23 protein-coding genes are annotated in these 24,398 nt (G+C 36.5%); 18 read left to right on the forward strand and 5 right to left on the reverse strand.

Going from position 1 to position 24,398, the window contains the following annotated elements:
• The first annotated feature begins 44 nt into the window (after positions 1–44).
• On the forward strand, positions 45–2,354 hold the full coding sequence (gene metE, locus ACFRAE_RS02695; RefSeq protein WP_422795578.1) for a 5-methyltetrahydropteroyltriglutamate--homocysteine S-methyltransferase: 2,310 nt from the start codon (positions 45–47) through the stop codon (positions 2,352–2,354).
• Positions 2,355–2,417: 63 nt separating this feature from the next.
• Here metE and ACFRAE_RS02700 read toward each other — a convergent pair whose 3' ends face one another.
• Positions 2,418–3,806: an APC family permease gene (locus tag ACFRAE_RS02700; RefSeq protein WP_422795579.1), complete on the reverse strand. Its 1,389-nt coding sequence runs from the start codon at positions 3,804–3,806 to the stop codon at positions 2,418–2,420.
• A 243-nt stretch (positions 3,807–4,049) separates the two neighbouring features.
• Between ACFRAE_RS02700 and ACFRAE_RS02705 the strand changes: the two genes are divergently transcribed.
• From ACFRAE_RS02705 to ACFRAE_RS02725, 5 genes are all read left to right on the forward strand, one after another.
• A complete protein-coding gene (locus tag ACFRAE_RS02705; protein WP_422795580.1) occupies positions 4,050–4,226 on the forward strand; it encodes a hypothetical protein in 177 nt (58 codons plus the stop codon).
• Between the two features lie 66 nt (positions 4,227–4,292).
• Positions 4,293–4,814: a DUF4833 domain-containing protein gene (locus tag ACFRAE_RS02710; protein WP_422795581.1), complete on the forward strand. Its 522-nt coding sequence runs from the start codon at positions 4,293–4,295 to the stop codon at positions 4,812–4,814.
• 38 nt (positions 4,815–4,852) lie between these two features.
• Positions 4,853–5,320 carry a DUF4488 domain-containing protein gene (locus ACFRAE_RS02715; RefSeq protein WP_422795582.1) on the forward strand — a complete coding sequence of 156 codons (468 nt, stop codon included), beginning with the start codon at positions 4,853–4,855 and terminating at the stop codon, positions 5,318–5,320.
• Positions 5,321–5,361: 41 nt separating this feature from the next.
• The gene (locus tag ACFRAE_RS02720) at positions 5,362–5,805 is read left to right on the forward strand and encodes a DUF4488 domain-containing protein (RefSeq protein WP_422795583.1); all 444 of its coding nucleotides are present in this window, start codon (positions 5,362–5,364) and stop codon (positions 5,803–5,805) included.
• Positions 5,806–5,895: 90 nt separating this feature from the next.
• Entirely contained in the window at positions 5,896–7,059 is a 1,164-nt protein-coding gene (locus ACFRAE_RS02725) for an alpha-hydroxy acid oxidase (RefSeq protein WP_422795584.1), read from the forward strand.
• A gap of 78 nt (positions 7,060–7,137) precedes the next feature.
• Here ACFRAE_RS02725 and ACFRAE_RS02730 read toward each other — a convergent pair whose 3' ends face one another.
• From ACFRAE_RS02730 to ACFRAE_RS02745, 4 genes are all read right to left on the reverse strand, one after another.
• Positions 7,138–7,827: a response regulator transcription factor gene (locus ACFRAE_RS02730; protein ID WP_422795585.1), complete on the reverse strand. Its 690-nt coding sequence runs from the start codon at positions 7,825–7,827 to the stop codon at positions 7,138–7,140.
• A 17-nt stretch (positions 7,828–7,844) separates the two neighbouring features.
• Positions 7,845–9,731 (reverse strand): ATP-binding protein, encoded by a 1,887-nt coding sequence (locus ACFRAE_RS02735; RefSeq protein WP_422795586.1) that lies wholly within the window; start codon positions 9,729–9,731, stop codon positions 7,845–7,847.
• A gap of 691 nt (positions 9,732–10,422) precedes the next feature.
• The gene (gene pyk, locus ACFRAE_RS02740; protein ID WP_422795587.1) at positions 10,423–11,856 is read right to left on the reverse strand and encodes a pyruvate kinase; all 1,434 of its coding nucleotides are present in this window, start codon (positions 11,854–11,856) and stop codon (positions 10,423–10,425) included.
• Between the two features lie 112 nt (positions 11,857–11,968).
• Complete coding sequence (locus ACFRAE_RS02745; RefSeq protein WP_422795588.1) at positions 11,969–12,469, reverse strand: IPExxxVDY family protein; 501 nt, start codon at positions 12,467–12,469, stop codon at positions 11,969–11,971.
• 266 nt (positions 12,470–12,735) lie between these two features.
• Between ACFRAE_RS02745 and ACFRAE_RS02750 the strand changes: the two genes are divergently transcribed.
• The 12 genes from ACFRAE_RS02750 (at position 12,736) to rplW (ending at position 24,398) form a co-directional block, all read left to right on the forward strand.
• Positions 12,736–12,972 (forward strand): acyl carrier protein, encoded by a 237-nt coding sequence (locus ACFRAE_RS02750; protein ID WP_079643602.1) that lies wholly within the window; start codon positions 12,736–12,738, stop codon positions 12,970–12,972.
• Between the two features lie 27 nt (positions 12,973–12,999).
• Positions 13,000–14,253 (forward strand): beta-ketoacyl-ACP synthase II, encoded by a 1,254-nt coding sequence (gene fabF, locus ACFRAE_RS02755; RefSeq protein ID WP_422795589.1) that lies wholly within the window; start codon positions 13,000–13,002, stop codon positions 14,251–14,253.
• Between the two features lie 78 nt (positions 14,254–14,331).
• The gene (rnc, locus tag ACFRAE_RS02760) at positions 14,332–15,078 is read left to right on the forward strand and encodes a ribonuclease III (RefSeq protein WP_422795590.1); all 747 of its coding nucleotides are present in this window, start codon (positions 14,332–14,334) and stop codon (positions 15,076–15,078) included.
• A gap of 99 nt (positions 15,079–15,177) precedes the next feature.
• Positions 15,178–16,557 carry a histidine--tRNA ligase gene (gene hisS, locus ACFRAE_RS02765; RefSeq protein WP_422795591.1) on the forward strand — a complete coding sequence of 460 codons (1,380 nt, stop codon included), beginning with the start codon at positions 15,178–15,180 and terminating at the stop codon, positions 16,555–16,557.
• Positions 16,558–16,811: 254 nt separating this feature from the next.
• Positions 16,812–17,807, forward strand: coding sequence for a pyruvate dehydrogenase (acetyl-transferring) E1 component subunit alpha (pdhA, locus tag ACFRAE_RS02770; protein WP_422795592.1), 996 nt, complete (start codon positions 16,812–16,814; stop codon positions 17,805–17,807).
• Positions 17,808–17,849: 42 nt separating this feature from the next.
• Complete coding sequence (locus ACFRAE_RS02775) at positions 17,850–19,484, forward strand: 2-oxo acid dehydrogenase subunit E2 (RefSeq protein WP_422795593.1); 1,635 nt, start codon at positions 17,850–17,852, stop codon at positions 19,482–19,484.
• A gap of 222 nt (positions 19,485–19,706) precedes the next feature.
• Positions 19,707–20,891: a serine hydrolase domain-containing protein gene (locus ACFRAE_RS02780; RefSeq protein ID WP_422795594.1), complete on the forward strand. Its 1,185-nt coding sequence runs from the start codon at positions 19,707–19,709 to the stop codon at positions 20,889–20,891.
• Between the two features lie 13 nt (positions 20,892–20,904).
• A complete protein-coding gene (locus ACFRAE_RS02785; RefSeq protein ID WP_422795595.1) occupies positions 20,905–21,264 on the forward strand; it encodes a CoA-binding protein in 360 nt (119 codons plus the stop codon).
• A gap of 113 nt (positions 21,265–21,377) precedes the next feature.
• The gene (locus ACFRAE_RS02790) at positions 21,378–22,688 is read left to right on the forward strand and encodes a glycoside hydrolase family 88 protein (RefSeq protein ID WP_422795596.1); all 1,311 of its coding nucleotides are present in this window, start codon (positions 21,378–21,380) and stop codon (positions 22,686–22,688) included.
• Between the two features lie 165 nt (positions 22,689–22,853).
• Entirely contained in the window at positions 22,854–23,471 is a 618-nt protein-coding gene (gene rplC, locus ACFRAE_RS02795; protein WP_422795597.1) for a 50S ribosomal protein L3, read from the forward strand.
• A gap of 5 nt (positions 23,472–23,476) precedes the next feature.
• Entirely contained in the window at positions 23,477–24,106 is a 630-nt protein-coding gene (rplD, locus tag ACFRAE_RS02800; protein WP_422795598.1) for a 50S ribosomal protein L4, read from the forward strand.
• Position 24,107: 1 nt separating this feature from the next.
• Entirely contained in the window at positions 24,108–24,398 is a 291-nt protein-coding gene (gene rplW / locus ACFRAE_RS02805; RefSeq protein WP_422795599.1) for a 50S ribosomal protein L23, read from the forward strand.

A 24,398-nucleotide genomic window follows, 5' to 3' on the forward strand; every position in this document is an offset into this window, starting at 1 on the left:
TCTTAGCAAATGATTTTAGTAAATTAATTTAAGGACAATACTTTATGTTATTAACAAACAATTTAGGTTACCCACGCGTGGGCGCTTTCCGCGAATTGAAAAAAGCTAATGAGGCTTATTGGGCGAAAAAAATCAGCGCGGAAGAATTATTGCAAGCAGGACTTAAAATCCGTGAAAGCAACTGGAACACTCAAAAAGATAATGGTATCGATTTGATTCCTTCCAATGATTTCTCATTTTATGACCAAGTTTTAGATTTATCTTTAACTGTAGGAGCTATCCCAGCACGTTATAATTCATTATTGAATAAAATAGATCGTCAATATAACCTAGATTTATATTTTGCGATGGCACGTGGTTTCCAAGAAGGTGGAGTAGATGTTACTGCCATGGAAATGACAAAATGGTTCGACACAAACTATCACTACATTGTGCCTGAGTTTGTAAAAAACCAAGAATTTAAATTGACTTCAGAAAAATTCTTAAATGAATATAATGAAGCAAAACAATTAGGAATTGAAACTAAACCAGTTTTACTTGGTCCTATTTCTTACTTATTGTTAGGTAAAGAAAAAGAAACAGGTTTCAACCGTATCGATTTGATCGATAATTTATTACCAGTTTATGAAGAGATTTTAGGAAAACTTGCAGATGCAGGTGCTCAATATGTACAAATTGATGAGCCATTCCTAGCTTTAGATATTGATGATGCTACTCGTGCACTATATGCTCGTGTTTTCGAGAAATTCGCTACAGCAGCAAAAGGTATCAAATTAATCGTTGCAACTTACTTCGAGGCTCTACGTGATAATGAAGAGACTGCATTAAATTTACCAGTTTATGCACTTCATGTCGATTTAGTACGTGGAGAAAACCAACTCGACAGCATATTAGCCAAAGTTCCTGCTTCTTTGACATTATCTTTAGGTGTTGTTGAAGGCCGTAACATTTGGAAAAATGATTATGAAAAATCATTAACAAAAATTAAACAAGCAGTAGATGCCTTAGGTAAAGACCGTGTATGGATTGCACCTTCTTCTTCTTTATTGCATGTTCCTTTTGATTTGGACAATGAAAACAATGAAGAATCATTACCTGCTGAAGTTAAGAATTGGTTAGCTTTCGCTAAACAAAAATTAGCAGAGGTAAAAGATTTAGCGGTATTGGCAGATGCTGAGGTTGATGCAGAGACACAAAAACGTTTCGAAGCCAATAAAATTGCTGCAGAAAGTCGTCGTACATCTCCATTGATTCATAAGCCTGATGTTAAAAATCGTGTGAACAATATTACAGATGAGGATGCAAAACGTACTTCCGTATTTGACGAACGTAAAGCTGCTCAATTAGCTAAATTTGGTTTACCAGCATTCGCTACGACCACTATTGGTTCATTCCCACAAACAAAAGATGTCCGTAAATGGAGAGCAGATTTGAAAAAAGGAGCGATCAGCCAAGAGCAATACGATAAAGAAATCGCTGAAGAAACTGAAAGAACTATTCGTTTACAAGAAGAATTGGATATCGATGTATTAGTACACGGAGAATTCGAACGTAATGACATGGTTGAATATTTCGGTGAACAATTAGCTGGATACGCATTCACTCAAAACGGATGGGTACAATCTTACGGTTCACGTTGTGTTAAACCTCCAGTTATTTATGGTGATGTTTACCGTCCTGCAGATATGACTGTTCGTTGGTCTTCTTATGCACAATCTTTAACTAACCGTCCAGTAAAAGGAATGTTAACAGGTCCTGTTACGATTCTTCAATGGTCATTTGTACGTAACGATCAACCACGTTCTACGACAACTTATCAAATTGCTTTAGCAATTTTAGATGAGGTACAAGCCTTAGAGAAAGCAGGAATTAAAATTATTCAAATCGATGAGCCAGCTATCCGTGAAGGACTCCCTTTACGTAAAGCAGATCAACAAGCTTATTTAGATTGGGCTGTTCGTTCATTCCGTGTTTCCTCTTCGAATGTAGATGATGATACTCAAATTCATACACATATGTGTTATTCTGAATTTAACGACATCATTCAAGATATCGCAGCAATGGATGCCGATGTAATTACGATTGAGACATCTCGTTCTCAAATGGAATTATTAGACGCTTTTGCAGACTTTAAATATCCTAATGATATTGGTCCAGGTGTTTATGATATTCACTCTCCACGTGTACCTAGTACCGAAGAAATGGTGAATTTATTACGCAAGGCTAAAGCAGTAGTTCCTGCAGAGCAATTGTGGGTAAATCCTGACTGTGGATTGAAAACTCGTGCTTGGCCAGAAACCAAAGCCGCTTTAGAATCTATGGTGGAAGCAGCTAAAATATTAAGAGCTGAATAATCGAGAATTAGTAGTATAAAATAAATCAAAAACGCCTGAATCAAAAGTTCAGGCGTTTTTTTGTTATATGCTTTTCGCTCTTCGTTGTGTTAGATAATAGATAGGCAAACCAATTAAGATTAGAATAAATCCTGGCCAAGTGTATTGCGGTTTATAAATGATTAGGAGTACACAAAAACTTAAACCAATCACTAGGTAAAGGATAGCTGGCAGTGGAAATAAAAATGTCTTATAAGGTCTTTCCAATTCAGGTTTTTTCCAGCGTTGATAGATAACCCCAAATACGGTAATCATATAAAAAATAACGATGACAAAAGAAACCATGTCTAATAGGTTTCCATATTGACCACTTAGGCATAATACAGATGCCCAGGCGCCTTGAATCCATAATGATTTTTCAGGCACATCATATTTATTATTAGGAATCGCCTGTTTGAGGAATAAACCATCTTTTGCCATAGACTGAAATACCCTTGCACCAGAGAGCACAATACCATTTACACATCCAAATGTAGAGACCATAACTAAAATAGCCATAATGATTGTTCCTGTGTGTCCTAATAGCTTTTCTGCAGCAGCTACAGCTACTCGATCATTGGCAGCGAAAGCTATTTCATCCCGACTGAGGGACGCCAGGTAAACGTAATTGCACAAGAGATACAAGACCATGACCAAGCTAGTTCCCAAAACCATGGAGATGACTACATTTTTTTTCGGATTTTTTATCTCTCCAGAAATAAAAGTCACATTCTCCCAAGCCACACTACTAAAAATGGAACCCACCATCGCAGCCGCTATGCCGCCCATTAATGTGGCGCCAGAGATATCCTTCCAGCTCACTTGATCAAAATTTTGGGTAGAAGTCCAACCCATACTTAAGTTCTCTAGAAAATAATTGTTTTTTATGAGCGTAATTCCACCGATGATTAAGGCGATTAAAGCGATAATTTTTGATGCTGTGAAAATGGATTGTACGATCTTTCCACTCTGAACACCTTTGGTATTAATATAGGTTAATAACAGAATGACTATAATGGCGAGGATTTGCATCCAAGTTATCATAAATGAACCATTTTGAAAAAGGGGAGGGGAGTCATTCAATGCGGGGAAAACATATCCTGCAAATTTTCCGAAGGCCACCGCAACTGCTGCTATCGTTCCTGTTTGGATTACGGAAAATAAGCTCCATCCGTATAAGAAACCGGTCATTTTTCCAAATATTTCCGTTAAATAGATATATTGACCGCCTGCCTTTGGGTACATAGACGATAGCTCACCATAACAGATAGCCGCTGCAACGGTAGCAACAGCCGTGATTAACCAAACAGCTAAGACCCAGTATCCAGATCCCAATTGCCTCATCATATCGGAGGAAACAATAAATATTCCACTACCAATCATAGAGCCCATTACAATCATGGTGGCATCCCAAAGATTTAATTGTTTTTTCATATTTTAGATTTATCGACCAAACGTACAAATAAAATAGAATTATACTATTAATTTATTTAATTTAATCATGTCAAGTCTTGCTAGATTGTGATGTTTCTTACTGATTAAGATTCTTAAAAATTTAGTTTGCTGTTAAGATGTTATCCATGGTAATCCATACCATCGAAACTAATTTTGGCTAGATAGTATAAAATAATCAAACCATTTTTAAACTAGGCTGTTCTATAGTTAAAAGCAAATCTTATGAATAGACTATCTATTTTTTACGTTATAAGCATATTTAGCTTCTTATTGACAAGTTGTTCTGTTGTGGAAGGAATTTTTAAAGTAGGAATGTGGTTTGGTATCTTGGTCGTGGTGGCAATTGTAGCATTAATTATTTGGTTGATTTCAAAATTTTCAGGAGGTTCTCCTAAATAAAATTTAACATAAATTTTTAATTAGATTCTTCTCAAATCTGTAAATTGAGCCAATTATTTGTGCTTTATGGTTAGATATTATTTGCTCTTCTTGCTGCTCTTTTACGTTAAAGGTATATATGCCCAAGATCATCATCCTTCACCGACTAATAAAGAAAATTTACTTTTTTACATTCAACATAACCAAGGTAAGAACACCTTTATTTATCGATTAAATATTCAAAAAAACAACCAATTAGATCTCAAAGAACCAATCGTAGTTTCCCGTCAATTATTTGATAAGGATGCTTCTGTTCGTCCGATCACGAAACTGCAGCAAAACTTTGCCTATGGAATCGAAACTGATCAAATAAATGCCCATGTATTTGAAGCAAAAATTGTTTCCTTGCCGTCTCAGAAAATGCGATTAATCATACCTGTACAAGGGAAACCATATGTAGAAACAACAGTGAATAATCAAACCATCCAATTAAATCGTATATTCTTAAATATTAAACAGGGGACTTCAGGATTAAACACGAAAGTAGAATATATACTGTTTTATGGCATCAGCAAAAATAAAGAAACTGTTATTAAATTAATTTTATAATCTGTAGATTTAAGTCTTTATGAACTAATTAATTAATTATGAAAACCAAACTTTTGACAGCATTTATTTTTGTTTTTATCTGCACTTATGCTATTGCTCAAAATAATGAATCAAAGCCTTTAAGTCTTTTGAACAAAGAAACTATTGTAGGAATGTGGGAGTTAAAAACCATACAGGCAACTGGTAATGAGATCCAAAATATTCCTATAGGATATCTAAAAATCTTTAATGTTGATCAAACATTTTATATTCTAACAGCTAGAGCCGGTGGTTTTTTGGTAAGTCATGGTGGAACTTATACAGTGCTAAATGATAAGGAAATTAAAGAAACGGTCACCAGTAAGAGTAATTTCATGAGCTTTAATGGTTTAGATTTGTCTAAGCCCATATCTTACCATTATTCAAGTGATCAAAATACGTTAACGTATTATTATACTTTAAATAGACCAGATGGAACAACCATAAAATCCACAGAGGTTTGGAAACGTATTAACATTTTGCCTTAATTTAACTCCATACAACATGTTAACCTATAATACCTAGAAAAATGAAATACTTTATCCTTGTATTGCTGTGGAGTATTGGGATTCAATACAACGCATTAGCGCAGAAAAAAGGAAAACCAAATCCTATTGGCATCTGGCAATTAACGCAATTAATCAGTGAAAATGGAGCTACAGAAAATGTTCCAATCAGTCATATTAAAATTTACAACAGCGATCAAAACTATACCATCATCACACCAACGAATAACGGATATATTATCGCGCATAGCGGTATGTTTAAATTTACGGATAAGGAGATTTTTGAAAAAGCAATTCATAACAGCAAGAATTTTACTGTAGATAAAGAATTTAAAAAGGGTATGCCCTACAGTTTATCTTTTGATGCTAAGGAATTAAAGCTGACCTATCCCATTAACAATCCCTACGATAATAATAAAGAGACGCTAGTTACGGAAGTGTGGAAACGCATTGATGTCATCCTATAAAACCATTGGAACATCAAAGCACAGGATGGTTATTTCATTTTTATTCATGTACTTTAGAGGTCTATTTGCTAGACCAAAACTATTGTTAAAATGAGTAAAAAAATAACTTTTTCATATAATTCCAATTATCCATCAGTTGCCGATTTGAAAAAACGTGCAAAATGGCGTATACCTAAATTCGCATTTGACTATCTAGAAGGTGGTTGCAATGAAGAATTGAACTTAGCACGAAATGAAAGTGACTTTGATGATATTCTTTTAAAGCCACAATACCTGCATGTGGCAGGTGATATCGATATGTCTGTTGAATTATTCGGTCGTCGGTATAGCGCTCCATTTGGAGTATCTCCAATTGGACTTCAAGGTTTAATGTGGCCTAATGCTCCAGAGATTTTGGCTAAGGCAGCGGCAAAACACGATATTCCTTACACCCTAAGTACGGTTTCTACAAGCAGCATAGAGCGCATTGCTGAAGTTTCTGAAGGTAAAGCTTGGTTTCAATTGTATCATCCTACTGAAGATCGTTTACGTGATGATATCTTGAGAAGATTACAAGTGGTAGAATGTCCCGTATTGGTTGTATTGGTAGATGTCCCATCCTTTGGACTTCGCTACCGTGAAATTAAAAGTGGATTGTCTATGCCTCCAAAAATGAATATTCGTAATGTGTTTCAAGCAATGATTTGTCCTGAATGGGGAATTAAAACATTGCAACATGGAATTCCATCATTTGCGACTTTAAAACCATATATGGAGAAAGGATTGGATTTATCACAATTGGGACAATTTATGAATCGTACCTTCACCGGAAAAGTAAACATAGAGAAAGTTCAAGCGATTCGGGATATTTGGAAAGGCCCTTTAGTATTGAAAGGCATTGCTACCGATGAAGATATGCAAGCTGCAATAGCTATAGGTGTCGATGGAGTTATTGTATCCAATCATGGCGGAAGACAAATTGATGCGGGTGAATCATCCATTCATTCCTTAATCAGGTTAGCAAGTAATCCAGCATATAAATCAAAATTAAAAATTATGTTAGATGGAGGTATCCGTTCTGGTGTTGATTTAGCAAGAGCGCATGCTGTAGGATCTGATTTCAACTTTATGGGTAGACCATTCATGTACGGTGTAGGTGCACTAGGAGATGAGGGTGGAGATCATACCATCAACATGTTTAAAGCACAACTTTACCAAGTAATGCAACAATTAACGCTAGAAAATATTCAACAATTTCCTGGCAGATTGATCTAAAATAAAAAGTATTCTAATAAAAAAGGTAAGGGGAAATTTCCCCTTACCTTTTTTTATATATTTTTTGAGGTATTTAAACTAGCTTACCAACAATTTGTATCCTTTACCATGAACATTAACGATTTCTACATTAGGATCTTCACGCAAGTATTTTCTTAATTTACTTAAGAATACATCCATGCTACGACCTGTAAAATAATTATCATCATGCCATATTTTTATTAGGGCTTCCTCCCTGGTCAATACATCGTTTTTCTTCAAGCACAATAATCTCAATAGCTCAGCTTCCTTGGTCGAAAGTTTTTGTTGTTGGCCTTTAAAAGAAACGATTTGACTGGTGTAATCGAAGAAATAGTCTCCGATTTCAAATTTATCCGAAATCTCCTCATCCTTATCTTTTGCAGCTCTTTTTAGCAATGCATTTATACGCAAAAGAAGTTCTTCTACACGAAATGGTTTCGTAATGTAATCATCACCTCCCAGTTCAAATGCCTGCGTTTTATCCTCCATCATACCCTTTGCCGTCGCATATATAATCGGAATAGTTTGATTGATCTTGCGAATGTCTTTACCTAATGAAAATCCATCTTTTTTGGGCATCATCACATCTAGAATGCACAAGTCAAAATCATCCTTTCGGAAAGCGTCCAAGGCTTCCTGTCCATCCACACATAAGATAACATCGAATTTTCCTTTTAATTCCAAATAATCTTTAAGCAATTCCCCTAAGTTAGGGTCATCCTCTGCTAATAATATTTTTTGATTCATATGCTCATTCTAAAAGTTTATGCAACCTGCTCTGATGTATGCTTCAGAGGAAGAGTTACTTCAAATTGTGTGCCTTTATCTTTTTCGCTTCTCACAGAAATTTTTCCATTCAAGCGTTTTATGATGTCGTTTACATAGCTTAGCCCTAAGCCAAAGCCTTTCACGTTGTGTATATTTCCTGTTGGAATGCGATAAAATTGATCAAATATTTTTTCTTGTTGATCTTTAGTCATTCCGATTCCTCGATCAGCCACACTAATGATGATATTCCCATTCTTATTCATCGTTTTTACGGTGATGTGAGGCTCATCTTTGCTGTATTTTATCGCATTATCCACTAAATTGAATAATACATTAGAGAGGTGTAATTCATCGCCAATAACGACATCATTCTTTGCTGATAAATCGATGTCAATCGTACCCTTTGCTTTTTCGAGTTGCAATTTCATACTTTCAATAACCGCATTCGTCAGTTCGTTTATTTGGACATTGACCCGTTCTATTTTTAAGTTTTCTTTTTCTAAACGTGCGATATTCAGTACGCGTTCAATATGATTTCCAAGCCTAACGTTTTCATCATAAATAATATTGGCCAACTTATTTACGCGCTTATCATCCGAAGAAATTTCTGGGTCTTTTAATGACTCACTAGCAATCATGATTGTAGCTACAGGCGTTTTAAATTCATGCGTCATGTTATTGATGAAATCCGTCTTCATTTCCGATATTTTCTTTTGTCGGAAGATGATGCTTAACGTATAGGCGAAACAGCCTATAAGGAGCGCTAATAGCGCGAGAATGGTAGGAAACAACCAATAACCCATGGTTCCCGCTATTATGGACTCTTTATTAGGGAAAAAGATACTTAATTCACCTGGTGATTTGCCTTCGTCACCTTGAAAGAGTTTGGCAGTATATGGGGTTAGATTTTTTACTTCCTTTAAGTTTTCATTATCCACCACATAAATCTCTTGAAAAACCAAGGGGAAATTATTGTCGTTTTTAACAGACATTACAAAGGAGGATTTGACACCCCTTTTAGCCAATTCATCCACCAATAATTGCTTAACGTAATTTCGGTTTAATCTTTTTTCGAGAGGTCTTTTAGCTAATTCAATGCCCATCGCAACATCTGCGACAACGGAACTTTTTTTACCGCCTAATACAGCAACGGAATCGAATAAGGTAATCATACCCGATTTCGAGTGAAGACTCTGATTGGATAAATCGGCGAGTTGCTTTTCTAAACCAATAATTTTCATGGCTAAGGGGTAGTTTGTCCTAGGAGGCAAAGTAACCCATTGAAAGCTCGATGCGGTATTGTAAAAAGGTTCAAATTCGGGAATAATAAAACGAACACTATCGTCTATGACAGGAAGGGATGGAATTTGTTTAAGTGCATCTATTCTTGCATACTCTTGAACTTTCATTTCTGGGCTAATGAATTTTTCTAAGCGAATCGTGATGAGGTGTCGGTATTCTTTGCGCCTTACATAAGTTTCGAAAAATTCATTGGTAATAGGAATGGTGTTTACAAACTCATCATTCATTTGTTTCTCCAAATGCTGAAATTTTTGTTGATAGTTGAAAATTTCTATTTGGCTCTTTTTTATTTCATCCTGAATCCTGAGCTGTTGAGCTAATTGTTTTTCTTTTTTCTCCTGATTTTGTTGGGTAATTCGGTATCGTTCTTGATTTTGTCGTTCTTGTTCTCGGGCAAAATCGTAAATTTCTTTACGTTCAATGCGACTTACTACCGTGGCTAAAGAAGCGTTTACGGCTTCATCAAACAACTTTGACTTTTGGCGAAAGGATTCCCGTACAAAGTAATATTGCATAGCCATAACTGCAATTAGGGCTATAGACATTAACCATATAATAAGCGCAATACTTCTTTTTTTCATTGTTACAAAAATAAGCAGCTAAATATGCCAATTTTCTCTTTTAACACAATTTAACAGCAAAGACAAGGTATTTTCTTTTTACTTCAACTATAGTAGGTTTTATAGAATTGCGAATTTAGTTTTTTTTAGGCTCAACGATCAGCATGCCCTAAGCAATAAATCTTGGTCTTTTGGCTGCTGAAACCTAAAATAAGTAAAATAATCCGTAAGATAAGTTTCTTGTTATTTTATTTGAAAAGAGTATCCTTCTACTCCAAAATGGCCAGCACTTTTAGTCTAAATTATTTCTTATCAACAGATCCTGAAAATAAACCAAATTGCCTGCTTGTGCTGTACATGATCGCATGTTTGTTGTTAATTTCAGTGGATCTTAGTCGGATCTCCTTCGGAGGTAGTTCGGAACAGCTGTGTAAATATCCGTAGGAGATCCGTTGAATAGCCGATTGAAATCCAAGGTTTTACTTGACATGGCGATTTGCTGGGATTGAATTTATCAGATTGGGTAGGAGGGGGTGTTTTTTTGTAGGTCTCTGGAAATGGCCTTGGAGGATAGCTAGGTAAACTTAAGTAAAAAGGGCTTGTATGATTTGCACATACAAGCCCCATTTATTTTATTAGAGATTAGGGAATAAATTTGAAGAATTTCGATGGAACGATTTACTCAAATTTAAGCCTATTCATCATTTTTTACTTATTTCACTTCAGAAACACGGATGGTATTGGTTCTACCTTTAGCGTGTAATGGTGTAGAAGAAGTATTAATTACAATTTCTCCTGGTTCTACCAAATGGTATTGTAACAATAATTTATTCACATCTTGAATGGTGCCATCGGTACTTTCATATTTTTCATAGATGAAAGTTTGCACAGCCCATACTAAACTCAAGGTCCGTAATAAAGTTTTGTTACCAGTAAATACGTAGATGTCAGCGTCTGGACGGTAGCTAGAAATCTCTAATGCAGTATAACCCGATGAAGTCATTACTGCGATAGCTGAAGCTTTAGTTTTTTCGGCTAAGAAGATCGATGAACTACAAATAGCATCAGGAATACGTGTGATGTCTACGGGAATAGATGTTTCTTTCTCACTGTAGTAAGGGTATGAAGTCGCTTCCACATGGGTAATGATTTTTGCCATAGTCTCGATTACGATTTCCGGGAATTCACCTACCGAAGTTTCACCACTTAACATCACCGCATCAGCACCATCGATCACTGAATTGGCAACATCATTCACCTCTGCTCTAGTTGGTCTTGGAGTCGTTATCATACTCTCAAGCATTTGTGTAGCAATAATTACTGGTTTAGAAAGATTACGACATTTTTGTACAATAATTTTTTGCAAACCAGGTACTTCTTCCATCGGCAGTTCTACCCCTAAATCACCACGAGCTACCATCACAGCATCTGTCGCTTCAATGATGGCATCAATATTTTCAATAGCTTCTGGTTTCTCAATTTTTGCAATAACTTTTGCATGAGATCCTTTTGCTTTGATAATTTCTTTACATTGGAAAATGTCTTCAGAAGAACGTACAAAAGACATCGCTATCCAGTCTGCCCCATGATCTAATGCAAAATTTAGGTTATCTAAATCTTCCTCTGTTAACGATGGAATGGATACTTTTGTATTTGGAAGATTAACTCCTTTACGTGAAGTCAATATACCTCCATGAACGACTTGACACTTAACAGTATCTTTATGGTTGGTATGAAGCACTCTCAATTGAAGTTTTCCATCATCTAAAAGAATAATTTCATTTTCTTTTACATCGTTAGGAAAATTCTCATAGGTGATATAGATTCTTTTTTCGTCCCCAATTAATTCCTCCGTAGTGATTTCGACTTCAGAGCCATTAACTAAAATTGCTCCTCCTTCTTTCATCTTTCCGATACGAATTTTTGGACCTTGTAAATCCGCTAATATACCTACATTGAAAGGGTTTTCTTGGTTAATTTCATTGATGGTGTTGATCACTTTTAGGTGATCTTCTTGGCTACCGTGTGAAAAATTAAGGCGACATACATCGACACCTTTAGCAATCATACGAGTTAAAACATCTTTTTTTGAAGAAGCTGGTCCCAATGTAGCTACAATCTTGGTCCGCTTTTTTAGTTTATCCATTTAAATTTAATTTTAAATTTTATTTAACTTTTATTGTTAATATTATTCTCCACTACCCTTAGAAAATAACAAATTAGGTTTATGTGTAAAAGTTACACTATCTAATAATTCGCTAAAATATTAGATTTTCTTTAGATTTCAATACTGTTGGGTCTAATTCTTTTGCTAATAGCACCTCAGGTATTGCTTTAATATTATCGATTAAGGCCTCCAAGTCTTCTTCATCAATATAATGTTTGATTAATAGAAAATAATCAAAGTTTATTATTTCAGGAATTAAAGAACCACCTTCAATCGATTTATTGCTCATTAAATAATATTCAAAATCGAATGTTTGGTTATGGTATCTGAAAATATTAAAGTGATGCAGTATGGAGGGTTTCGTTTTTTTAGATTCAAAAAGGATATGATAATCGAGTTCGTCTTTGGGTTTTTCCTTTTCTTTTCCGTTATGATCTTTGTAATCTTCCTTCCCTTTGATCAGTTGTAGACCTGAAAATTTATTGATGAAATGACATAATCGATAATCTTTCAAGGTAGAGCTAATCCCAATTAGAACGAAATCTAATTCGAGGTCGAAGTCAGTTTCTAGTTTAAAAGTAATTTTGCTCAAAACGATTCAGCTCTTAATAATTAACAAATTTACAGAAATATGCTGTTTAAAATAATTTATTAAGTAAAAATTTCATTAAATCAGGATTATGTTTGTAAAACTATTTTAGATTTGTTATTATTGAATAAGGTTAACTTAAATAGGTTTTAAACCATAATTACGTTAACTTTGTTCTTTATTTGTTTTCAAAAATCAAAAAGATTTGATTTTTGGGGAAATTTATTTTTTCTTTGCACAGATTTATTACACAATTAAATTAGAAAATCATGTCAGATATCGCATCAAGAGTAAAAGCAATTATCGTTGAAAAGTTAGGTGTAGACGAAAATGAAGTAACACCAGAAGCTTCTTTCACGAATGATTTAGGTGCAGACTCACTTGATACAGTAGAGTTGATCATGGAATTTGAAAAAGAATTCAACGTTGCAATTCCTGATGACCAAGCTGAAAACATCAGCACTGTAGGTCAAGCAATCGCTTACTTAGAAAAAAACGTTAACTAACTAATTTTATTAGGCCAAACATCATAAATGGAGCTTAAGAGAGTAGTTGTAACAGGATTAGGCGCACTTACACCTATTGGTAATTCAGTCCAAGAATATTGGGATGGGTTGATCAATGGCGTAAGTGGAGCCGCTCCTATCACGCATTTTGATGCGTCGAAATTCAAGACACAATTTGCTTGTGAAGTAAAAGGATTTGATCCATTGCAGTATATGGATCGTAAGGAGGCCCGTAAAATGGATCCTTTCGTTCAGTATGCTATTGCATCCACCGATGAAGCGGTTAAGGATGCCGGATTAAATTTCGATGAACTTGATAGAACCCGAATTGGAGTAATATGGGGATCAGGAATTGGAGGGTTGACAACTTTTACGGAAGAGGTTGCTGTTTATTCTAAAGGGGATGGTACCCCAAGATTCAATCCATTTTTTATTCCAAAAATGTTAATAGACCTTGCGCCAGGACACATCTCGATGCGTCATGGACTACAAGGGCCAAATTTTTCTGCAGTTTCTGCTTGTGCTTCGGCAACCAATGCCATGATAGATGCATTCACCTACATTCGTGCAGGTCGATCGGACATCATTATTACCGGAGGTTCTGAGGCTACAATAAATGAAGCGGGTATAGGAGGTTTTAATGCGATGCATGCGCTTTCTACACGGAATGATGATCCAAAAACAGCCTCTAGACCTTTTGATAAAGATCGGGATGGTTTTGTTTCTGGAGAAGGTTCAGCCGCAATTATTTTGGAAAGTTTAGAACATGCATTAGCACGTGGTGCCAAAATTTATGCAGAAATTGTCGGAGGGGGAATGAGTGCAGATGCTTACCATATCACCGCTTCACACCCTGAAGGTTTGGGTGCTAAATTGGCGATGACTATGGCAATTAAAGATGCGGGAATGGATTTTTCGGATATTGATTATATCAATGTTCATGGTACATCGACCCCAGTGGGTGATGTTAGTGAAACGAAAGCCATCGTTGATTTATTTGGAGAGCATGCGTATAATTTGAATATTAGTTCTACGAAGTCGATGACAGGTCATCTTCTTGGTGCAGCTGGAGCAGTGGAAGCAGTAGCTTCAATCCTAGCGGTAAAAAATGATCTTGTACCACCTACAATTAATCATTTCACCGACGATCCTGATATTGATAGTCGATTAAATTTTACATTTAATAAAGCCCAGAAAAGGGTTGTTAATGCCGCTTTAAGCAATACATTTGGTTTTGGTGGGCATAATGCAACAATCATAGTTAAAAAATTCAACGGTTAATATGTTGAATGCTATTTTCAGGCTAGACATAAATAATAGGTAGTTGCTAGCAACTACCTATTTCTTATTTTGCAAAACATGCCTATTAAACAGGTTTATAATCTATATCTGTCTCCTAATCGAATCTATGTACGAAAACTAAGGAATATTTTAGGGTTCGTTCCTGGAAATGTACGCTTATACCAAATGGCATTTAGACATAAGTCTGTGGCCACTTGGGTTAAAGATGGCGTGAAAAACAGTAATGAACGACTGGAGTTCTTAGGTGATGCTGTATTAGGTTCTGTGATTGCAGAATTACTTTTTAAATTATATCCCTACAAGGATGAAGGTTTTTTGACTGAAATGCGGTCAAAAATAGTTTCCCGTGTCAATTTAAATCAGCTTTCCAAAAAGCTAGGATTTAATGAGCTCATCGAATACGATGCGCGCATGATTAGTTACCCCAATAAACAAGGTTCATTATTAGGTGATGCTTTTGAGGCATTAATAGGTGCCGTTTATTTAGATAAAGGGTATCAATTTACACGTGAATTTCTGCTTGGTCGGATTATCAAAACCCATGTGGATATCCATCACCTGGAAATGACGGAGACGAATTTCAAAAGTCGCTTGATCGAATGGTGCCAGCACTCTGGAAAAGAAGTTGTTTTTTTACAAATTGACAATCCCGAAGGCGAGTCGACGAAAATGTTTTCTATTAAAGTGGTGGTCGATGGCGAAGATTGTGGTATAGGTCGAGATTTTAATAAGAAAAGTGCCGAGAAATCCGCCGCGGAAAAAGCCTGTGAATATTTAAAGATTTTTGAAGAATCCATCTCCTAAATCTTTTGACCCGTAGGTCATCAATTTCCTTCCAAAGAGCGCATACGCAAATTGTAAACTGCTCCAAATTAATCATACGAATTTTCCTACCTTTGCGACATGGCAACTATTAAACCCTCGTTAGCAAAAGGTACTCGTGACTTTTCTCCAAGAGAAATGGAGAAAAGAAATTATATATTCAACACCTTAAAACCCATTTTCAAAAAGTTCGGATTTAGCGAAATTCAAACACCAACATTTGAAAATTTAAACACATTAACTGGTAAGTATGGGGATGAAGGAGATAAGCTAATCTTTAAAATTTTAAACTCAGGTGATTATTTGAGTAAAGTTCCTGGAGCTATTTTGGATGCTAATGATTCCAATTCATTAATCCCTCATATTAGTGAAAAAGCCTTACGTTATGATCTAACCGTTCCATTCGCAAGATATGTGGTGATGCATCAAAATGAAATTGCATTGCCTTTTAAACGCTTTCAAATTCAACCCGTTTGGCGAGCAGACAGACCGCAAAGAGGTCGCTATAGGGAGTTTTACCAATGCGACGTCGATGTCGTTGGTTCTGATTCTTTATTGAATGAAGCCGAGTTTATCCTGATCTATGCAGAAGCTTTGAGCAAATTGGGCTTAAAGGATTTTAACATCAAACTAAATAATCGGAAAATTTTATCTGGTATTGCTGAAATTGTTGGGAAACCATCCTTAATTGTGGATATGACTGTGGCAATTGACAAATTGGATAAGATTGGTTTTGATGGAGTTAAAAATGAACTTTTAACCCGTGGATTCACCGAGGAAGATATTAGGATATTGGAGCCCATTATTGCGCTTCAAGGGAATAATCTACAGAAACTTGAAGCACTTAAAGTGGTATTGCAGCATTCAACCATTGGCTTAAAGGGCATCTCCGAGATGGAAACCGTATTTGAGTATATCCAAAAATTTGGACAAGAAGCTTTGTTAGAAAACATAGTTGAAGTCGATATTACCTTAGCTCGTGGTTTGAATTATTATACGGGCTGTATTTTCGAGGTGAAAACCAACGAAGTGCAGATGGGGAGTATTGGTGGAGGCGGTCGATACGATGACCTGACAGGCATGTTCGGCTTGAAGGATTTAACTGGTGTTGGTGTTTCCTTTGGGGCCGATCGGATATACGATGTGTTAGAAGAATTGGATTTATTTCCGCCAAGTGATAATGACCGGACCCAATTACTCATTATTAATTTTGATGAGGCCATGGATACGTTTAACTTGCCGATCTTGCAAGAATTAAGAGCAGCAAATATTGCTGCAGAACTTTATCCTTCTCCGGTTAAATTAAAAAAACAAATGAGCTTTGCGGATGCAAATCAAATTCCATATGTATTGCTGGTCGGAGAGGAAGAAATGCAATCAGGCCAATTGACGCTTAAGAATATGAAATCAGGAGAACAGCAAAAAGTTAGTAAACAAGATTTAATACGTATATTGGGTTAGATTACAGTTTCTTACTGCTTGCTAAGGGCATCGTAAGTCAGATGGAATTTTACGATCTTTAACAGATTCTATTCTTCATTTTTCGGGCCTTAGCTGATTTTTAGACAGGGATATGCAAAGTCTAAAGAATAACATGAAGATAATTTGACAATACTGCGTATAAAAGCAGGAAATGTAACCTAAAAAATATCAAAAATATCGTAGAAATTGATTAAATTTGTGGTCAGTTAAGTAAAGAAATTCAACACTTAGAAATGAGTTCAACACCTATAACAAAAGAAACCTACCTAGAGTGGTATAAATCCATGCTACTCATGCGCAAATTTGAAGAGAAAGCTGGTCAACTATATGGCCAACAAAAAATCCGTGGATTCTGTCACTTATATATTGGTCAAGAGGCTGTAGTAGCAGGTACTATGTCGGTTATTAAACCGGAAGATTCCTTAATCACTGCATATCGTGATCATGCACATGCATTGGCTAAAGGAGTTTCAGCTGATGCTTGTATGGCTGAGCTATATGGAAAAGCTACTGGATGTTCTAAAGGAAAAGGGGGCTCGATGCACTTTTTCTCCAAAGAACATAAATTTATGGGTGGTCATGGAATCGTAGGAGGTCAAATTCCTTTAGGAGCAGGAATTGCATTTGCAGAGAAATACTTAGGTAAAGACCATGTAAATGTATGTTATATGGGAGATGGAGCTGTACGTCAAGGTGCATTCAATGAGACGTTGAATATGGCCATGTTATGGAAACTTCCAGTAATCTTTGTTTGTGAAAACAATGGTTATGCGATGGGAACTTCGGTACAACGTACAACGAATATGCAGGACATCTACAAAATGGGATTAGGATTTGATATGCCTAGTGCACCTGTTGATGGAATGGATGTAGTTGCTGTTCACAACGCGATGGATGAAGCTGTTCAACGTGCTCGTGCAGGTGAAGGCCCAACATTTTTAGAAATTCGTACTTACCGCTATAAAGGACATTCCATGTCTGACCCTGCAAAATACCGTACGAAAGAAGAATTGGAAGAATACAAAGAGCGTGATCCAATTATTGGAGTAAAACATGCTATTATAGAAAATAAATACGCAGATGATGCATGGTTTGCATCGGTAGAAGCAGATGTGAAGAAAGTCGTAGAAGATTCAGTTAAATTTGCTGAAGAATCTCCATACCCTACTGCAGATGAGATCTACAAAGATGTATATGTGCAAAAAGATTATCCATTTATATTGGATTAAGAATAGATAATTACTTTAACTAAATAGAACAAAACCTAAAAAATGGCTGAAGTAGTAAAAATGCCAAAAATGAGCGATACGATGACAGAAGGCGTAATCGCAAAATGGCACAAAAAAGTTGGTGATAAAGTAAACTCTGGTGATTTAATCGCAGAAGTTGAAACAGATAAAGCAACCATGGACTTTGAATCCTATCAAGAGGGTACCTTACTATATGTAGGTCCGAAAGAAGGTGAAGCAGTTCCTGTGGATACCGTAATCGCTGTTTTAGGCGAAGAAGGTGAAGAATTTGAATCATTAATCAGTGGAGCTGGATCAGCTGGCACGGCTAAGGAAGCAGCTCCAGTAGCGGCTGCGTCTGCGGAAGCTGAACCTGTAGAGGGTTCAAGTGTTTCTGCGGAAGATTTAGGCGTTACCGTGATTACCATGCCATTGTTAAGTGATACAATGACTGAAGGGGTCATTGCTCAATGGAATTTTAAAGTAGGCGATACCATCAAATCGGATGATGCAATAGCGGATGTGGAGACGGATAAAGCAACGATGGAGGTTACAGCCTATGCGGATGGAACCTTGCTTTATGTTGGATTAGAAGCCGGAAGTGCAGCAAAAGTAAATGATATCATTGCTATTGTTGGTCCAGAAGGTACAGACATTACGCCATTATTGAACAAGAAGTCATCGAGTCCAGCGAAAGCAGTGGAGGCGAAGGCTGAAAATACAGCGGCTGCGGCATCAGATACCAAAAAAGAAGAAGTTAGCGCTGTTGTAGCTGACGATTCACGTGTTAAAGCATCTCCTTTAGCAAGAAAAATTGCTAAAGACAAGGGAATTGATTTAACTCAAATTAAAGGTTCTGCAGAAAATGGTCGAATTGTAAAAAAAGACGTAGAGAACTATACTCCTGCTGTAGCGGCAGCTCCTGCAGTTAAAGCTGCAACAGAGGTTACGGCTACAGAAGTAAAAAGTATAAGTCTACCTCAATATATTGGTGAAGAGCGTTTCACGGAGAAACCAGTGAACCAAATGCGTAAAACTATTGCGAGAAGACTTTCTGAATCGTTATTTACTGCTCCACATTTTTATTTAAATGTGAGTATAGATATGGATAATGCGATTGCTGCTCGTGCGCAAATTAATGAGGTTGCACCAGTGAAAGTATCTTTTAACGATATGATTATTAAAGCTGTTGCTGTAGCATTAAAACAGCATCCGAATGTAAATTCATCTTGGTTAGGGGATAAGATTCGTTATAATGAGCACACGAATATTGGGGTTGCTATGGCCGTAGAAGATGGTTTATTAGTTCCTGTAGTTCGTTTTGCTGATGGCAAAAGCTTGTCTCATATTTCTGCGGAAGTAAAAGATTTTGCGCAAAAAGCGAAAGCTAAAAAACTACAACCATCGGATTGGGAAGGTTCTACCTTTACAGTTTCTAATCTTGGGATGTTTGGTATTGATGACTTTACATCGATTATTAATTCTCCAGATGGTGCTATTTTATCTGTTGGTGCTATTCAGCAAATACCAGTTGTTAAAAATGCTGCAGTAGTACCAGGAAATGTGATGAGATTGTCCTTAGGATGTGATCACCGCGTAGTTGATGGTGCTACAGGCGCACAATTTTTACAAACTTTAAAGGGTCTATTAGAAGCTCCTATTAAGTTACTAGCGTAAACAAGCATGCCTTTGGCATCAGGATATGAAGCTGCATCATACGATGCAGCTTTTTTTTATGTCATTTTTTTTGATCAGGTCCTCGTTGATTTTATTAACTCATGAATTTGTTACTAAAAAATACCCATAGAAAGTTAAATATTATTGTATTTTGATTGTATAAGTGTTATTTTGTTATCCATAGATAGAATTATATACAATAGATTTAAAAATTAGGTAAGCGTGTATTTAAGGAATGTGTTTTTATGCTTAGGATTCGGGGTTTCCGTGATTATTTCCTGTTCCTCGCCTGAAGCGAAACAATTGCAAGTAAAAGAAGATCAAAACAAAAAAGATAGCATCAGCTTACTTTATGATCCGAGTAAAGCAGATCCGCAAATTGATGAATTTATGAAAAATTTACATCAGCGTTCTGGTTTTAACGGGAATGTATTGGTGGCTAAAAAAGGGAAAATTTTATATCAAAATTCATTTGGATGGGCAAATCATTTGTTGAAAGATAGTTTAACACTAGATTCTCAATTTGAATTAGCTTCTGCTACAAAACCGATGACGGGTTTAGGTGTTTTGAAATTAGTGGAAGATGGAAAGCTAAAGCTTGAGCAAACGGTTAATGATTTTTATCCGAATTTTCCTTACCCAGGAATTACGATTAAACAGCTGTTAACGCATCGATCTGGATTGCCAAATTACGTTTATTTTGCCGAAACGGTATGGAAAGACCGTAAGAAAGGAATGACTAATCAAGATGCAATGAATTTGCTTATTGAGCATCATCCAGGGCGGTATGGAGCTCCTGATGGTCGATTTCATTATAATAACTCAAATTATATGGTGTTAGCGGCAATTGTGGAGAAAGTAACTGGGCAAGATTTTGCTGTTTACATGAAGGAAAAGATTTTCGATGCTGCAGGGATGAAGCATACCAATGTTTATTCGAAAGCGGTTTATGAAAAAATACCTACTAAAGTCATTGGACATGATAAGGTATGGAGAAGATCTGTTGTTCAAAATTACTTGGATGGACCTGTAGGGGATAAGGGGATTTACAGTACGGTTCAAGATCTGTTTTTATTAGACCGGGCACTACGGGAAGGTCGAGTATTGCAACAAGCGACATTGGATTCGGCTTATATGCCACGGAGTGATGCCAAGCGTAGTTTGTTTAGCTATGGGTATGGATGGAGAACGTTTTACCCGCCGAATAACCAAGTGGTTTATCATACGGGCTGGTGGCATGGGTTTAAAAGTCTATATGTTCGCGATATTAAGAATGATGTGACGATTGTCTTGCTAACAAACATGGCAAATGGTAGTTTGAATCAGTTAGATAATTTGTATAAGATATTAGAAATTCCTATTTTGAGACAAAATGCCTATAATGCAAATGGGGAATTCGTTGAATAAAAGATAAGCGTGTATGAAAAAAACATTAATTTTAGGTGCAAGCACCAACCCAGCAAGATATTCTTACTTAGTTGCCAATAAATTAGTAAGAAAGGGAAATACCATAATCAATGTAGGTAGGAAGACAGGTAAAGTGGCCGGTGTAGAAATCGAACCTGCTGAGCATTTATATGAAGATATTGATACGATAACGTTATATGTAGGGCCAAAAAATCAAGCTCCATATTATGATTATATATTAAATACGAAGCCTAAACGTTTAATTTTTAATCCGGGAGCTGAAAATCCGGAATTAGCGGCTAAGGCAAGAGAAAATGGTATTGAAGTCGTTGAGGCATGTACACTGGTCATGCTAAATACGGGACAATATTAGTTTATAAAAAAAGATAATTGGAAAATGCGAGGTTTATGACTTCGCATTTTTTTGTATGTTTATTAATTTGCAATTGTATTACCAATTTATTCTTGATTCATATCATACCGAAAATGAAAAATTTATTATTATACGCTCGCCTCTTTGATCGTCATGGCATAAGGCATTTACGTGCTTGTGGGATAATTCCAAAAGCCTGTTTTCTTTGGATCTGTTTATTCCTATTTAATCCACAGGGATTAAGAGCTCAATCGAAACAAGTTTTTCAAATGGATGAAAAGTTTATCGATCAGCAATTGGGTTTAGCGGCAAATCAATTGCGGATTTTGGCAAGCTCAACCCCCCTTGGTAAATTTCCTCAAACTTTTGAACAGGGGAAATTAAGGTTTTCAAATTCATCCTGGTGGTGTTCAGGTTTTTTTCCGGGCTCGCTATTATTGGTTTCTGAGGGAACAAAAGATGAAAGTCTAAAAGAATTAGCGCTTCGGAAATTACCCGATTTGGAAGGGGAGCAGTTTAATAAAGGCACGCACGATTTAGGTTTTATGTTATTCTGTAGTTTTGGAAACGCACTTCGACTAAGCAACGATACGGCGGCTTACCTACCGATCTTACGAAATGGGGCTGAATCATTAAGTTCCAGGTATAATGCCAAGACGAAAACAATTCGTTCATGGGATCATGGCTCATGGAAGTTTGCAGTGATTATAGATAATATGATGAATTTGGAGTTTTTGACGCAGCTGTCAAAAATAACTGGCGACCCGACTTACAAAGACATTGCAATAAGCCATGCCAATGCGACGATTAAGCATCATTTCCGAAAAGACAACAGTACTTACCATGTCATTGATTATAATCCGCTAGACGGCACTGTGTTATCAAAGAAGACCCATCAGGGTGCGTTTGATGAATCTTCATGGGCTCGGGGCCAGGCTTGGGGATTGTATGGTTTTACTATGCTATATCGGGAAACGGGTTTAAAAAGTTATTTAAAGCAGGCACAAAAAATTGCTGACTTTGTCTTGTCACATCCAAATATGCCAAAAGATTTAATACCCTATTGGGATTTTGACTTTGATAAAATTTCGACAGCTAGTAAGATCTATGCCAAAAGAGAGTTAAGGGATGCTTCTGCAGCGGCTATTATGGCTTCTGCCTTATTGGAATTAGCTCAATATTCGAAAGGTAAATCTGCTAAGCGATATTTTACAAGTGCTGAAAGTATGCTAAAAACATTGTCGGGTTCCACATATTTTGCGAAGGAAGGGGAGCTTGGAGGATTTATTTTAAAGCATAGTGTCGGGGCACTTCCTTTACAAGGAGAGATAGATGTACCCTTGACGTATGCGGATTATTATTACGTAGAATCTTTGCTGAGGTACCAACGCTTATTACGAGGTGAATCGATCATAAAATTCTAAAAAGTAGTAGAATTGTTGTTGATTGATAATTAATTATTTAAAAATAATTTACTAACTATTTGATAGTTATAAAATTGTTTGTACTTTTGCAGTCCCTTAATGGGGAATTGTGTCTTGAGCGGAGCCCTACTGCTTCGATGGACGAATAATTAATTAATTTATAACATGTCAGGAATAATTGGTAAAAAAGTAGGAATGACCAGCCTGTTCAACACTGAAGGGAAGAATATCCCTTGTACAGTAATCGAGGCTGGGCCGTGCGTGGTAACGCAGATACGTACGGTAGAGAAGGATGGCTATTCTGCTGTTCAACTTGGGTTTGATGAAGCCAAGGAAAAGAACACAACAGCACCTTTAAAAGGACATTTTGCAAAAGCAGGAGTTAGTCCTAAGCGTAAACTAGTTGAATTCAAGACTTTCGAGGATTCAAAAGAACTAGGAGACATCATTGATGTCACTTTATTTGCAGAAGGCGAGTACGTAGACGTAGTTGGTACTTCTAAAGGTAAAGGATTTCAAGGTGTTATGAAGCGTCATGGCTTTGGTGGTGTAGGAGGTGCGACTCACGGTCAGCACAACAGACTACGTGCACCAGGATCATTGGGAGCTTCATCATGGCCTTCCAGAGTATTCAAAGGAATGCGTATGGCTGGTCGTACAGGTGGAGAGCGCGTTAAAGTTCAGAATTTACAAATTTTGAAAGTTTATCCAGAGCAAAACCTGATCGTGGTAAGTGGTTCCATTCCAGGAGCTAAGGGTTCATTTGTAATTGTAGACAAATAGTAGAGATGGAAGTTAACGTATTAAATTTATCAGGTAAAGAAACAGGTGCCAAGGTGCAACTTCCTGAGTCGGTATTTGGTGTAGCGCCTAGCGATCATGCTATCTATTTGGATGTCAAACAATACTTAGCAAATCAACGTCAAGGAACACACAAATCCAAACAACGTAATGAGATTGCGGGATCTACTCGTAAACTACACAAACAAAAAGGTACTGGTGGTGCTCGTGCGGGTTCAATCAAGTCTCCATTGTTTAATGGTGGTGGTCGTGTATTCGGTCCTCAACCACGTGATTATAGCTTTAAATTGAATAAGAAATTAAAGCAATTGGCACGTAAATCAGCATTAAGTTACAAAGCACAAGAGAACAATGTGGTTGTGTTAGACGAAATCATTTTCGATAGCATCAAAACAAAGAACTATGTAGCATTGGTTAATGCATTGAATATTGCTGACGAGAAAACTTTATTAGTATTGCCAGCATACAATAACAATGTTTATTTATCAAGCAGAAACTTGAAAAAAGCAAAAGTTATCGTAGCATCAGAATTGAATACATATGATGTATTGAATGCAACGAAATTATTGTTAACAACAGATTCTGTTAAAACTTTGGAGGAAGCATTCGCTAAGTAATATGGAGATTATCAAAAAACCTATTTTAACAGAGAAAGCTTCATCATTGACGGAAAAATTAAACCGTTATGCTTTCAAAGTAGATCATAGAGCAAACAAGATTCAAATCAAAAATGCAGTGGAGCAAATGTTTGGTGTTACAGTAGTAGCAGTAAATACAGCGGTTGTTGCTGGTAAAGCAAAAAGCCGTCACACGAAAGCAGGATTTGTATCCGGCAGAAGCCCTAAGTATAAAAAAGCCATCATCACGGTGAAAGATGGTGAAACTATTGACTTTTACAGTACACTATAA

The organism is Sphingobacterium sp. HJSM2_6 (genome assembly GCF_049316305.1).
Taxonomy (GTDB): domain Bacteria; phylum Bacteroidota; class Bacteroidia; order Sphingobacteriales; family Sphingobacteriaceae; genus Sphingobacterium.